Raw genomic sequence first — 15,937 nt, forward strand, 5'->3', positions numbered from 1 at the left:
TACCATATCCAAATGATACTACATACTGGGCATCGGTTCATCCGCCGAAGGCCCATATAAACCCGGTACTGGAATACCGAGTAACCGTAAATATACAGTCAGCTGTCCACGATGGTGGACAATATGGTTGTTAACAATAAAACGTATAGCGCCAGCGCGTGGTAAACGTGCTATTTCATAGTCTCCAGCTTTCAATACCCAGTCCTTAAACCAGTCTTCCTCAGCTATATGTTCTATGGCAGCTTTGTTCTTTTCCAATCCTTCAGAAAGCGCCAATTTAAGCTCTTCTACCAAAGACACCTTGAGTGGATGATAATCGACCTTAAAATCAAATGCATCTTTTGGTATCGCTTTAGACACCCAACTGTGTAACTCCACAACATGGGCTGCAAGCTCCCCTAGAGTCATCGATTTTTCATGCGGACGCCAATCTAATTTTTCATCTGGTATCCGATCCAAAATACGTTTGGTATTTTTTGTTTCATGATCCAATTCGATCAAATAGCTTTTTTTGATACTCATATAAATATATTATTTCATTAATTGAAAATCCTTCAATACAGTAACCCCATAAGGAGATCCCACCGCTTGATGTGCAGCTTCACGTGCAATCTGTCCTTCAATATAGGTCACTTTGAGTGGCAAAAACGTATTATTGACAACATTTTCCTTAAACAGTGCCTCGTACCAGGTACATGCGGCTACAAAACGTCCATAATCCAAATTAAGATGATATCCATCCCGTGTGAATTGATCGCCTAAATAGCTTGATCGTGCATTTTGTATAGCTGTTCCCGAAGGTACCAATACATCAAAATTCCCCCAATTAAAGACTTCCTGAGAGGTGTTTACGATAGCCGTATACATCGCACTCTGATGACGATTATACCGGACAAAACCTTCATGCGATGAACCATTCTGATAGGCCCAGGTTTGATGTAATATATAGTTTGTTTCCGGATACTTTACATGTTTTGTGACGTACTCATATAAAAGTGGTAGATCCTTCGCATAGGAATCATAATCCCCCGACAAAGGGCTTGCCTGCTGGAAACTAATATAATCCCAAGCTTCATCTACCAAAGCCGTAGAAAGTCTTTCATTTGCCCGCTCTGACATCCGACCGTCCAGATTGATCTTCCGGTAGCGATAAGCTGGCTTATCTTCTTTCGCATTGCTTACATGTAGGCTTAATGGTGCCCCACCAATATAAAGGTTACCGATGACGATCTTTTTCTTCCCCGCTTTGGCTAATTCGTAAAGGTTCTGCTCGATCGCATCCTCCGAAAAGCTATTCCCAATCGCCAATATGCGCAAAACACTATCATCCAATGCTTGCCCCCGTGCATTCAAACTATTGCTGTTAAAGAAAAATAAAAGTAAAATACTGAGTAAGGATATCCGTTTAGCTTTCATCATATATACATTGCTGTAATGACTAAATTAGATAATATCTCTTAGAATTGCTAATCGTATAAGAGGAAAAACAGTAAAACCTGTAGACCAATACCGATTTTAGTGGATCCCTGCAGCGTCGATGCGTGGTCCATTGAAAAGTAGATTATATAACTTAAGGGCCGCGCCATTGCTCTCTGGAAGTTTTTGGGAAGTCTGTAAACGAAAGAAGCCCTTGACTGTTTCCAGCAAGGGCTTCCGTGTAAAAAAAGGCACCGACCTACTCTCCCACCTGTTACGGCAATACCATCGGCTCTGGCGGGCTTGACTGCTCTGTTCGGAATGGGAAGAGGTAGACACCGCCGATATAGGCACCTAAAGATCTTGTATAGTATCAAGTATGTAGATATCAGTATGTAGACTTTCATGTGAAAGTTTATACCCATCTTATAGCTTAAACCATAATGACATATATATTGAAAGATTAATTCAAAAATTAAAGAGGAAGACAACAGTGTCTGTCTGCTTGAGAAAGCTTCGGGCTATTAGTACCACTTGGCTTTGGTCTCTCAACCTTTACACCTATGGCCTATCAACGTAGTCATCTCCTACGACCCTATAAGGAAGTCTCATCTCGTGGCTAGTTTCGCACTTAGATGCTTTCAGCGCTTATCTATTCCAGACGTAGCTACCCTGCCGTACACCTGGCGGCATAACAGGTTCACCAGAGGTCTGTCCAACCCGGTCCTCTCGTACTAAGGTCAGATCCACTCAAACTTCCAACGCCCACAACAGATAGGGACCGAACTGTCTCGCGACGTTCTGAACCCAGCTCGCGTGCCACTTTAATGGGCGAACAGCCCAACCCTTGGGACCTTCTCCAGCCCCAGGATGTGACGAGCCGACATCGAGGTGCCAAACCTCCCCGTCGATATGAGCTCTTGGGGGAGATCAGCCTGTTATCCCCAGCGTACCTTTTATCCTTTGAGCGATGGCCCTTCCATACAGAACCACCGGATCACTATGTCCGTCTTTCGACCCTGTTCGACTTGTTGGTCTCACAGTCAAGCAAGCTTATGCCATTGCACTCCACGTACGGTTACCAAGCGTACTGAGCTTACCTTTGAAAGCCTCCGTTACCTTTTTGGAGGCGACCACCCCAGTCAAACTACCCACCAAACAATGTCCTCCTCATAAAGGAGTTAGAAACCGAATACAGAAAGGGCGGTATTTCAAGGTTGATTCCACGACTCCTGGCGAAGCCGCTTCAACATCTCCCGCCTATCCTACACATCCTGTACCCAATCTCAATGTTAAGCTATAGTGAAGGTGCATGGGGTCTTTCCGTCCCGTTGCGGGTAATCGGCGTCTTCACCGATACCACAATTTCACCGAGCTCATGGCTGAGACAGCGCCCAGATCGTTACACCATTCGTGCAGGTCGGAACTTACCCGACAAGGAATTTCGCTACCTTAGGACCGTTATAGTTACGGCCGCCGTTTACTGGGGCTTCGATTCAATGCTTCTCTTACGATGACATCCCCTCTTAACCTTCCAGCACCGGGCAGGTGTCAGGCCTTATACCTCATCTTGCGATTTTGCAAAGCCATATGTTTTTGTTAAACAGTCGCCTGGGCCTTTTCACTGCGGCTGCTCTTACGAGACAGCGCCCCTTCTCCCGAAGTTACAGGGCCATTTTGCCGAGTTCCTTAGCCATGACTCACTCGAGCACCTTAGGATTCTCTCCTCGACCACCTGTGTCGGTTTGCGGTACGGGTCTTCATAACCTGAAGCTTAGCGGGTTTTCTTGGAAGTCTGTTTACCTGCTCTATCAGCGCCACCGGAGCTTTGCTGTACTATTGGGGTTCAGCAGGGTCGGCGGATTTGCCTACCGTCCCTATACCTACGCCTTTCAACGAACTATTCCGTCAGTTCGCGGCAGTGTCACTACTCCGTCACCACATCGCAGTTATGAAGAGTACTGGAATATTAACCAGTTGTCCATCGGCTTGCCCCCTTCGGGTGCGCCTTAGGTCCCGACTGACCCTGATCCGATTAACGTTGATCAGGAAACCTTGGTCTTTCGGTGGGCGGGTTTCCCACCCGCCTTATCGTTACTTATGCCTACATTTGCTTTTCCATACGGTCCAACACCCATTACCAGATATCTTCGCCCCATATGGAATGCTCCCCTACCAGATGCATATCTTTCAATGCAAATCCATAGCTTCGGTACCGTTCTTGATGCCCGTTTATTATCCACGCCCGGCCGCTCGACTAGTGAGCTGTTACGCACTCTTTAAATGAATGGCTGCTTCCAAGCCAACATCCTAGCTGTCTGGGCAACCGGACCTCGTTAGTTCAACTTAGAACGAATTTGGGGACCTTAGCTGATGGTCTGGGTTCTTTCCCTCTCGGCCTTGGACCTTAGCACCCAAAGCCTCACTGCCGGCCATATTTAATAGCATTCGGAGTTCGTCTGGATTTGGTAGGATTTGACTCCCCCGCACCCAATCGGTAGCTCTACCTCTATTAAACTCGATGCCGACGCTGTTCCTAAAAACATTTCGGGGAGTACGAGCTATTTCCCAGTTTGATTGGCCTTTCACCCCTACCCTCAGGTCATCCGGAAACTTTTCAACGTTTATCGGTTCGGTCCTCCATTACATGTTACTGCAACTTCAACCTGCCCAAGGGTAGATCACAAGGTTTCGCGTCTACCTCATCTGACTATGCGCCCTATTAAGACTCGCTTTCGCTTCGGCTGCGTCCCTGAAGGACTTAACCTTGCCAGACAAGAGTAACTCGTAGGCTCATTATGCAAAAGGCACGCTGTCACAGAACTTGTCTGCTCCAACCGCTTGTAAGCACACGGTTTCAGGTTCTTTTCACTCCCCTGTTCGGGGTTCTTTTCACCTTTCCCTCACGGTACTGGTTCACTATCGGTCTCTCAGGAGTATTTAGCCTTACCAGATGGTGCTGGTGGATTCCCACAGGATTTCTCCGGTCCCGCGGTACTCAGGATACCACTATGCCAATATTCTTTACCTGTACGGGGCTCTCACCCTTATCGCGCAGTTTCCCACCTGCTTCCAGTTCATAGCATTGTACAATATCGTGGTCCTACAACCCCGACTATGCCGTAACATAATCGGTTTGGGCTCTTTCCCGTTCGCTCGCCACTACTTGGGAAATCATTGTTATTTTCTTCTCCTACGCCTACTTAGATGTTTCAGTTCAGCGCGTTCGCGTATCATACGACTATTCTTCAAATAGTCAGGTTGCCCCATTCGGAAATCTCTGGATCAAGTCGCATTTGCCAATCCCCAAAGCTTATCGCAGCTTATCACGTCCTTCTTCGCCTCTGAGAGCCTAGGCATCCCCCGTGTGCCCTTATTTACTTTCTTCACCGGCATAGCCTTTTGCTACTATGCGGCTGCTTGTGATATATATACCCGTATGCTACGTAAAGATTCGTTCGGCCTTCGACCGAGGGTCTCCTCCCTACATCAAACACATACCAGCATTGTCTCTATACTGTTGTCTTCTCTTGTAATTTTTTTTCTCTTTCAATATGTCAAAGAACTCTTTTTCCGGTTTATATGATATGTATCTGTGATGCATATCCCCGGAGACGTGGAGAATAACGGATTCGAACCGTTGACCCCCTGCGTGCAAGGCAGGTGCTCTAGCCAGCTGAGCTAATTCCCCTTTTTGTTAGACCTGAGATGTTAGACATTAGTCCTTAGATCCCTGTATGTCGCCATCCATTTGTCTAAATACTAGATACTAAATACTCATTACTATCTGGTAGTCCCGAGCAGATTTGAACTGCTGACCCCTACATTATCAGTGTAGTGCTCTAACCAACTGAGCTACGGGACTAGCTATTCTGTTCATCTCTTCTCTCAGGGACCGCTCCTTATAGGGGCGGGCACTTTCTTCTGATGTTTTTTCTTCTTTTTCAATCATATGTAACGTGACGAGTACCGATCCGCGATACTCTAGAAAGGAGGTATTCCAGCCGCACCTTCCGGTACGGCTACCTTGTTACGACTTAGCCCCAATTATCGGTTTTACCCTAACACGCTCCTTGCGGTCACATGCTTTAGGTACCCCCAACTTTCATGGCTTGACGGGCGGTGTGTACAAGGCCCGGGAACGTATTCACCGCGTCATTGCTGATACGCGATTACTAGCGAATCCAACTTCATGGGGTCGAGTTGCAGACCCCAATCCGAACTGTGAATGGCTTTTAGAGATTAGCATCATATTGCTATGTAGCTGCCCGCTGTACCATCCATTGTAGCACGTGTGTAGCCCCGGACGTAAGGGCCATGATGACTTGACGTCGTCCCCACCTTCCTCGCTGTTTGCACAGGCAGTCTGTTTAGAGTCCCCACCATTACATGCTGGCAACTAAACATAGGGGTTGCGCTCGTTGCGGGACTTAACCCAACACCTCACGGCACGAGCTGACGACAGCCATGCAGCACCTAGTTTCGTGTCCCGAAGGACGAGACCGTCTCTGATCTCTTCACTAACTTTCAAGCCCGGGTAAGGTTCCTCGCGTATCATCGAATTAAACCACATGCTCCTCCGCTTGTGCGGGCCCCCGTCAATTCCTTTGAGTTTCACCCTTGCGGGCGTACTCCCCAGGTGGATAACTTAACGCTTTCGCTAAGACGCTGGCTGTCTATCGCCAACATCGAGTTATCATCGTTTAGGGCGTGGACTACCAGGGTATCTAATCCTGTTCGATCCCCACGCTTTCGTGCATCAGCGTCAATACCAGCTTAGTGAGCTGCCTTCGCAATCGGAGTTCTAAGACATATCTATGCATTTCACCGCTACTTGTCTTATTCCGCCCACTTCAAATGGATTCAAGCCCATCAGTATCAAAGGCACTGCGATGGTTGAGCCACCGTATTTCACCCCTGACTTAATAGGCCGCCTACGCACCCTTTAAACCCAATAAATCCGGATAACGCTCGGATCCTCCGTATTACCGCGGCTGCTGGCACGGAGTTAGCCGATCCTTATTCTTCCAGTACATTCAGCTCTCTACACGTAAAGAGGTTTATTCCTGGACAAAAGCAGTTTACAACCCATAGGGCAGTCATCCTGCACGCGGCATGGCTGGTTCAGGCTTCCGCCCATTGACCAATATTCCTTACTGCTGCCTCCCGTAGGAGTCTGGTCCGTGTCTCAGTACCAGTGTGGGGGATTCTCCTCTCAGAGCCCCTAGACATCGTCGCCTTGGTAGGCCGTTACCCTACCAACTAGCTAATGTCACGCGAGCCCATCTCTATCCTATAAATATTTAATATAAAACTGATGCCAGTCTCATATATTATGCGGTCTTAATCTCTCTTTCGAGAGGCTATCCCCCTGATAGAGGTAGGTTGCTCACGCGTTACGCACCCGTGCGCCACTCTCATGGAATCAGAGCAAGCTCTGGTTCCAATCCCGTCCGACTTGCATGTATTAGGCCTGCCGCTAGCGTTCATCCTGAGCCAGGATCAAACTCTCCATTGTAAAATGAAGTTTTTGATTCCAACTATTTACATAATCAGAATTCTTTTTTTATATCTCTGATCTTGGATCGAATTGAACTAATTCTTGAATTTGTTCATGACTTTCGTTTTGTCTACTCGTCACGCTTACATGATTGTGTTTTCTTAAAGAACTTCTCTCGCTTCAACTTCCGTATCCGCTATATTCCGATGGCATTGCGCCGTCTTTATCTTTTTCTGTTTCCCTCCGTTTCCGTTGGGACTGCAAAGGTAGAAATCTTTTCCGAACTTCCAAAAAACTTTTGAAGTTTTTTTTCTCTTCCTTTTTTCCGATTTCCGCGCCTAACTTCCGTTAAGCCCTTCTTTTTTCAGTGGTATCCCCTTCCGAAGTAACCGTCCCTCCCTTGCGGAGTGGTGCAAAGATAGGGAGTTTTCGGGCAAACTTCCAAGCCTTTTGTTTATTATTTTTTAATATTAAGGTTAACTAACTGTAACATTGAAGGATTCATTTAAGACAGAATTACAGTAAACCGTCCAATCAGGTTAAATTAACCAATTAAATGGCCAAGCTGCTCGTTATAAATTTCAGTTCGAAGCCCTCCCTTAACAAAACAATTTCACAGCTAAAAGGACAAGTTAAATATTATTTACTGCATTATTCTATACCACATAAAGTCGATATAGAAACAAAAAAGGTCCAGACATACGCCTGGACCTTTCTCTATAAAATAATCTATGATAGATTAATCTTCTTCTTTCGAAGCCAACAATTGATCGTACTCTTCGCGAGAACCAACAATTAAGTTGCTGTATTGACGAATACCTGTACCTGAAGGAATCAAGTGACCAACGATTACGTTTTCTTTCAAACCTAACAAGTTGTCACGTTTACCTGCGATAGCAGCTTCATTCAATACTTTTGTTGTCTCTTGGAAAGAGGCAGCAGAGATAAACGATTTGGTACCTAATGACGCTCTAGTGATACCTTGCAACAATGGGCTTGAAGTCGCTGGAATTGCTTCACGCACTTCTACAAGTTTTAAGTCACGACGTTTCAAGCTGGAGTTTTCCTCTCTCAACTTACGTAAAGAAACAATCTGTCCTGGACGTAAGCTATTGGAATCTCCGGCATCAACAACGACTTTCTTGTCGAACAAGGAATCATTCTCTTCCATGAAGTCCCATTTGTTTACAGCTTCCTTCTCTAAGAAACGTGTATCTCCTGGATCCTCAATGTTAACTTTCTGCATCATCTGGTGAACGATCGTTTCGAAGTGCTTATCGTTGATCTTCACACCTTGAAGACGGTATACCTCTTGGATACCATTCACGATGTAATGTTGCACCGCTGAAGGTCCTTTAATAGATAAGATATCCGCTGGAGAGATCGAACCATCCGATAATGGCATACCCGCTTTCACGAAGTCATTATCCTGAACAAGGATATGTTTGGAAAGTGGCACCAAGTATTTCTTGATTTGACCATCACGTGATTCAATCGACATCTCACGGTTACCACGTTTCACACCGCCTAATGTTACCACACCGTCGATTTCTGTTACAACAGCTGGGTTAGAAGGGTTACGTGCTTCGAACAACTCGGTTACACGTGGAAGACCACCCGTGATATCTCGTGTTTTACCAGTAGAACGAGGAATCTTAACTAAGATACCGCCTTCCTTAACAGTTACACCGTTAGCAACAGCAACGTGGGCGCCTACTGGGATATTGTACGTACGGATAACCTCTCCAGATTTATCAAGAATCTTGATGGATGGGTTTTTCGTTTTATCACGTGTTTCAATAATTACTTTCTCTTTGTGACCAGTTTGCTCATCTGATTCCTCACGGAAGGTAACACCTTCGATGATTGCATCAAACTCAACTTTACCAGCAAATTCAGAGATAATTACTGCGTTATATGGATCCCACTCTACCAATTTATCACCTTTAGCTACTGTACCGCCATCCTCAACGAACAACTGTGAACCATAAGGGATATTTTGTTGGAATACAATCTTATTATGTGCATCAATGATCTTAACCTCACCAGAACGTCCTAAGACAACCTGATGTGTACCATTGTCATTTGTTTGCGAAACGGTACGCACATTTTCAAATTCGATTTTACCATCGTATTTAGAAATGATGCTTGAGTCAGCGGCAATATTTGATGCCGTACCACCCACGTGGAATGTACGAAGTGTCAACTGTGTACCTGGCTCACCGATTGATTGTGCTGCGATAACACCGACAGCTTCACCCAATTGAACACGTTTACCAGATGCCAAGTTACGACCATAACAACAAGCACACACACCACGTTTCGATTCACAAGTTAATACAGTACGAATTTCGATACCTTCAATACCTGCTTTTTCGATAACCTCCGCAATTTCCTCAGTGATATCTTCATTTGCTGAAACGATCAACTCCTCTGTCTCCGGATGGAATACATCATGTAATGGAGTACGACCTAAGATACGGTCGAATAATGGTTCAACAACATCATCATTATCTTTCAATGCAGTTGTGTAGATACCACGTAAACCACCACAATCTTGTTCAACAACGATCATATCCTGAGCGACGTCATGTAAACGACGTGTCAAGTAACCCGCATCAGCCGTTTTCAAGGCTGTATCGGCAAGACCTTTACGCGCACCGTGGGTAGAGATAAAGTACTCTAATACGGACAAACCTTCTTTAAAGTTCGACAAGATCGGGTTCTCAATAATCTCACCACCTGAAGTACCAGATTTTTGAGGTTTCGCCATCAAACCACGCATACCACACAACTGACGAATCTGCTCTTTCGAACCACGGGCTCCAGAATCCAACATCATATAAACTGAGTTGAAACCTTGGTTATCGTTGGAAAGAATATCCATTACGTGCGCAGTCAATCTGTTGTTGATACGTGTCCAGATATCGATGATTTGGTTATAACGTTCGTTGTTCGTAATGAAACCCATGTTATAGTTGCTCATTACTTCTTCAACTTCGTTTGTTGCTTGTTGGATCAACTCAGCTTTCGCTGCAGGAATGTTCAAATCTTCCAAGTTGAAAGAAAGACCACCTTTGAAGGCTGTTTGATATCCCAACTCTTTCATATCATCCAAGAATTGTGCTGCACGAGCCATACCCGTAGTCTTCACAATCTCACCGATGATATTACGCAAAGATTTTTTAGTCAGCAATTCATTGACAAATCCCATTTCTTCAGGAACAACCTGGTTGAAGATCACACGACCTACAGTTGTCTCTAATAAGGTATCAACGATGCTACCATCTTTTTGTCTGACTTTTGTTTTTACTTTAATCCAAGCGTGAAGGTCAATTTGCTTCTCATTCAAAGCAATGATAACCTCTTCAGCTGAATAGAAAGTCATATCTTGGCCTCTTACGATATGGTCACCAGCAGTCTTACGACCTTTAGTAATATAGTAAAGACCCAATACCATGTCTTGAGATGGTACAGTGATCGGTGAACCGTTCGCAGGGTTCAAGATATTGTGTGCTGCTAACATCAAGATTTGGGCTTCCAAAACTGCAGCATTACCTAAAGGTAAGTGAACTGCCATCTGGTCACCGTCAAAATCGGCGTTGAACGCTGTACAAACCAATGGGTGTAACTGAATCGCTTTACCCTCTACCAAAGTAGGTTGGAAAGCTTGAATACCCAAACGGTGAAGCGTAGGTGCACGGTTAAGTAATACAGGATGACCTTTCAATACATTTTCAAGGATATCCCATACCACTGGATCTTTACGATCTACGATTTTCTTAGCGGATTTTACTGTTTTTACAATACCACGCTCGATCATCTTACGAATGATAAACGGTTTGTAAAGCTCAGCAGCCATATCTTTAGGAAGACCACACTCATGTAATTTCAAGTGAGGACCTACCACAATTACCGAACGAGCTGAATAATCGACACGTTTACCTAATAAGTTTTGACGGAAACGACCTTGTTTACCTTTCAAAATATCAGATAACGACTTCAATGCACGGTTACCTTCTGTCTTAACAGCATTCACTTTACGTGAGTTGTCAAACAAAGAATCCACTGCCTCTTGAAGCATACGTTTTTCGTTACGTAAGATTACTTCTGGAGCTTTGATCTCGATCAAACGTTTTAGACGGTTGTTACGGATAATAACACGACGGTATAAATCGTTCAAATCCGAAGTCGCAAAACGACCACCATCCAAAGGCACCAATGGGCGTAATTCAGGTGGAATGATAGGAACAATCTTCACGATCATCCATTCAGGACGATTCTCGATGTTTTCACGTGAGCTACGGAAAGCTTCAACAACATGAAGACGTTTTAACGCTTCATTTTTACGTTGTTGAGAAGTCTCGTTAGCAGCTTGGTGACGTAAATCGTAAGACAATTGATCCAAATCAATACGTTTCAACAAATCTTCCAAAGCCTCAGCACCCATCTTAGCGACAAATTTTTGAGGATCAGTATCGTCTAAATATTGATTTTCTTTTGGTAAGGTATCTAAAATATCTAAATATTCTTCTTCAGTCAAGAAGTCCATAAAGTTGATACCATCTTCTTCCTTAATACCAGCTTGGATAACGACATAACGTTCATAGTAAATGATCATATCCAGTTTCTTTGTAGGAAGCCCTAACAAATAACCGATTTTATTAGGAAGAGAACGGAAGTACCAGATGTGCGCTACAGGAACCACCAAGTTGATGTGTCCCATACGCTCACGACGTACTTTTTTCTCTGTTACCTCAACACCACAACGGTCACACACGATACCTTTATAACGGATACGTTTGTATTTACCACAGTGACATTCGTAATCCTTTACAGGACCAAAAATACGCTCACAGAATAAACCATCACGTTCTGGTTTGTAGGTACGATAGTTAATCGTTTCTGGTTTTGTAACTTCACCACTTGAACGCTCCAAAATAGTTTCTGGAGAAGCCAAGCTGATCGTAATCGAAGTGAAGTTGCTTTTAATTTTATTATCTTTTTTGTAAGACATACTTATTCAAAAGTTAAAGCTTTATAGAGAAGCTTTGAAGAACTGCAGTCCTTCAAAGCCCTAATTGCTTAATTAATCCAATGTGATATCTAGACCCAATCCGCGCAACTCGTGTACCAATACGTTGAACGATTCTGGTACCGATGGTGTCGGAAGGTTGTTGCCCTTAACGATTGCTTCGTAAGTTTTGGCACGACCAACTACGTCATCCGATTTCACGGTCAAGATCTCTTGAAGGATGTTAGATGCACCAAATGCTTCCAATGCCCAAACCTCCATCTCACCAAAACGCTGACCACCGAATTGTGCTTTACCACCCAGAGGTTGTTGTGTGATCAATGAGTAAGGACCGATTGAACGTGCGTGCATTTTATCATCAACCATGTGACCTAATTTCAACATGTAGATTACACCTACTGTTGTTGGTTGATCGAAACGGTCACCTGTCAATCCATTGTACAAATATGTACGACCTGATTTTGGTAAACCAGCTTTCGCAACCCAGTCTTGTACTTGATCCATCTCAGCACCGTCAAAGATTGGTGTAGCAAATTTAATACCCAATTTTTGACCAGCCCAACCTAATACAGTTTCATAGATCTGACCCAAGTTCATCCGTGAAGGTACCCCTAATGGGTTCAACACGATATCAACCGGAGTACCATCTTCCAAGAATGGCATATCTTCATCACGTACGATACGTGCAACAATACCTTTGTTACCGTGACGACCTGCCATCTTATCCCCTACTTTCAATTTACGTTTCTTAGCTACGTAAACTTTCGCCATCTGCACGATTCCTGATGGAAGCTCATCCCCAACAGATACTGCGAATTTATCACGTTTGAATGAACCTAATTCTTCATTAATTTTAATATTGTAATTATGAAGGGCCATTTTGATCAACTCGTTTTTATCTTCGTCAGTTGTCCATCCCATTGGGTTGATGTTGTTGTATTCTAATTCAGCTAAGATTTTTTGTGTAAACTTAGCACCTTTAGCAACTAACAACTCTTTATATACATTGTACACACCTTGGCTTGTTTTACCATTCACTACAATGAATAATTTCTCCACCAAACGGTCTTTCAATGATTTAACAGCTCTATCGTGAGCAACCTCTAATTTCTCTAAAGTTTTACGTTCAACTTCTTTAGACATTTTCTTCGCACGAGAGAATAACTTCGTATCGATAACAACACCTTTTAATGAAGGTGGAGTTTTCAATGAAGCATCTTTCACGTCACCAGCTTTGTCACCAAAGATTGCACGTAATAATTTCTCCTCTGGAGAAGGATCAGACTCACCTTTAGGCGTGATTTTACCGATCAAGATATCACCACCACCAACTTCAGCACCGATACGGATAATACCGTTTTCATCTAAGTCTTTCGTCGCTTCTTCAGATACGTTAGGAATATCAGCTGTTAACTCTTCTTCACCACGTTTTGTATCACGAACTTCAAGTTCGAATTCTTCAATGTGAAGAGAAGTAAACCAGTCTTCTTTCGCTACACGCTCAGAAATTACGATCGCATCCTCAAAGTTATATCCTTGCCAAGGCATGAACGCTACCTTTAAGTTACGACCCAATGCTAATTCACCATTTTCAGTAGCATAACCTTCACACAATACCTGTCCTGGTTCAACTCGTTGACCTTTCTTAATGATAGGCTTCAAGTTCATACAAGTATTCTGGTTAGTTTTCTTGAATTTGATCAATTTATATGTTCTGACATCATCATCAAATGATACTAAACGATCATCATCGTTTCTGTCGTAACGGATTTTAATTTCATCAGCATCTACATATTCAACCACACCATGACCTTCGGCATTGATCAATGTACGTGAATCTTTCGCTACACGACCTTCAAGACCAGTACCTACGATAGGAGCCTGCGGACGCAATACAGGCACAGCCTGACGTTGCATGTTGGATCCCATCAATGCACGGTTGGCATCATCGTGCTCCAAGAAAGGAATCAATGAAGCCGCAATAGATGTAATTTGGTTTGGAGCAACGTCCATATAGTCAAGCATTTCAGGCTCGATAATTGGGAAGTCACCTTCGTATCTGGCTTTTACCTTTGCATCTTCAAAATTACCTTTGTCATCATACAAAGCATTTGCTTGTGCAATTGTTTTACCATCTTCATCCTCAGCTGACAAGTATACCACAGGTTGGTCTACAACAACAACACCATCTTTTACCTTACGGTAAGGAGTTTCAATAAAACCTAAATGGTTGATTTTTGCATGTACAGCCAAAGAAGAAATCAAACCGATGTTTGGTCCCTCTGGTGTTTCGATTGTACAAAGACGACCGTAGTGTGTATAGTGAACGTCACGAACCTCGAAACCTGCGCGCTCACGAGAAAGACCTCCTGGACCTAAAGCTGACAAACGACGCTTGTGCGTAATTTCAGCAAGAGGGTTAGTTTGGTCCATGAACTGAGACAACTGGTTGGTACCAAAGAACGAATTGATTACTGACGATAAAGTACGTGCATTAATCAAATCTGTTGGTGTAAACACCTCGTTATCTCTGATGTTCATACGCTCACGGATTGTACGCGCCATACGAGATAGACCCACACCAAATTGAGCATATAATTGCTCACCAACTGTACGTACACGACGATTTGACAAGTGGTCAATATCATCCACCTCAGCTTTGGAGTTGATCAGGTTGATCAAATACTTCACGATTGCAATGATATCTTCACGCGTCAAGACCTTAGTCTCATCTGGTGTACCCAATTTCAACTTACGGTTGATACGGTAACGACCTACATCACCTAAGTCATAACGTTTATCAGAGAAGAACAAGCGATCGATGATACCACGAGCAGTTTCCTCATCTGGTGGTTCAGCGTTACGCAATTGACGATAGATATGCTCTACAGCCTCTTTTTCTGAATTGGAAGTATCTTTTTGTAAAGTATTATATATAATAGAATAATCTGCATTATTTGACTCATCGTCTTTCGCTAAGATAATAGACTTAACGCCAGCTTCGATAATCAAATCAATGTGATCTTCTTCTAGAACAGTTTCACGTTCAAGGATAATTTCGTTACGGTCGATAGATACTACTTCACCAGTATCCTCATCCACAAAATCTTCTACCCATTTTTTTAATACCCTAGCCGCAAGACGACGGCCAACATATTTCTTAAGACCAGATTTACTAACTTTTACTTCATCAGCTAGGTCAAACAATTCTAAGATATCTTTATCTGAATCGTAACCGATCGCACGCAATAAGGTAGTAACTGGGAATTTCTTTTTACGGTCGATATAAGCATACATGACGTTGTTTACGTCTGTAGCGAATTCGATCCAAGACCCTTTGAAAGGAATTACCCTTGCAGAATAAAGTTTAGTACCATTTGTGTGTCTACTTTGACCAAAGAAAACGCCCGGTGAACGGTGTAATTGCGATACGATGACACGCTCTGCACCATTTACCACGAAAGTACCTTTAGGAGTCATATAAGGGATAGTCCCTAAATATACATCCTGAACAATAGTTTCGAAATCTTCGTGTTCTTCATCATTACAAGATAACTTTAACTTAGCCTTTAGAGGAACGCTATAAGTCAAGCCGCGTTCGATACACTCTTGGATATCATAACGTGGTGGATCAATGAAATAATCCAAAAACTCTAGCACAAAAATGTTTCTTGAATCAGAAATAGGGAAGTTTTCCGAGAATACCTTGAACAGCCCTTCCTGATGGCGGTTGTCAGAAGTAGTTTCTAGTTGAAAAAACTCCTTGAAAGATTCCAATTGCACATCTAAGAAATCTGGATATTCCAATACTTTCTTACTTGTTGCAAAGTTTATTCTTTCTTGTTGAATATTATTGTTTGCCAAGGGAATATGAATTTTAGTTTTAAAAAAACTGCGCTTACATGCATGCTGTAAACCACATGTCCACTGTGCCCAGCATATACACAGCATAGTGGCGTATTGATATAAATAGGAATAGACTCTGA

The 15,937-nt window shown here is 43.4% G+C and carries 4 protein-coding genes, 2 tRNA genes and 3 rRNA genes; all 9 read right to left on the reverse strand.

Annotation, left to right across the window (positions count from 1 at the left end; translation table 11 throughout):
- Positions 1-18: 18 nt before the first annotated feature.
- The gene (locus OGI71_RS15645) at positions 19-522 is read right to left on the reverse strand and encodes a DinB family protein (RefSeq protein WP_282250183.1); all 504 of its coding nucleotides are present in this window, start codon (positions 520-522) and stop codon (positions 19-21) included.
- Positions 523-531: 9 nt separating this feature from the next.
- Entirely contained in the window at positions 532-1,419 is an 888-nt protein-coding gene (locus OGI71_RS15650; protein WP_282250184.1) for a DUF4886 domain-containing protein, read from the reverse strand.
- Positions 1,420-1,662: 243 nt separating this feature from the next.
- Positions 1,663-1,774 (reverse strand): 5S ribosomal RNA (gene rrf / locus OGI71_RS15655).
- Between the two features lie 147 nt (positions 1,775-1,921).
- A 23S ribosomal RNA gene (locus tag OGI71_RS15660) occupies positions 1,922-4,803 on the reverse strand.
- Positions 4,804-5,033: 230 nt separating this feature from the next.
- Positions 5,034-5,107, reverse strand: a tRNA-Ala gene (locus OGI71_RS15665).
- Between the two features lie 97 nt (positions 5,108-5,204).
- A tRNA-Ile gene (locus OGI71_RS15670) sits at positions 5,205-5,281 on the reverse strand.
- 123 nt (positions 5,282-5,404) lie between these two features.
- A 16S ribosomal RNA gene (locus OGI71_RS15675) occupies positions 5,405-6,934 on the reverse strand.
- Together the 16S, 23S and 5S rRNA genes with 2 tRNA genes alongside form the textbook arrangement of a ribosomal RNA operon.
- Before the next feature lie 721 nt (positions 6,935-7,655).
- Complete coding sequence (gene rpoC, locus OGI71_RS15680) at positions 7,656-11,933, reverse strand: DNA-directed RNA polymerase subunit beta' (protein WP_120261639.1); 4,278 nt, start codon at positions 11,931-11,933, stop codon at positions 7,656-7,658.
- A 72-nt stretch (positions 11,934-12,005) separates the two neighbouring features.
- Positions 12,006-15,815, reverse strand: coding sequence for a DNA-directed RNA polymerase subunit beta (gene rpoB, locus OGI71_RS15685; RefSeq protein ID WP_223583977.1), 3,810 nt, complete (start codon positions 15,813-15,815; stop codon positions 12,006-12,008).
- Positions 15,816-15,937: the final 122 nt, after the last annotated feature.

The organism is Sphingobacterium sp. ML3W (assembly GCF_029542085.1).
Taxonomy (GTDB): Bacteria; Bacteroidota; Bacteroidia; order Sphingobacteriales; family Sphingobacteriaceae; genus Sphingobacterium.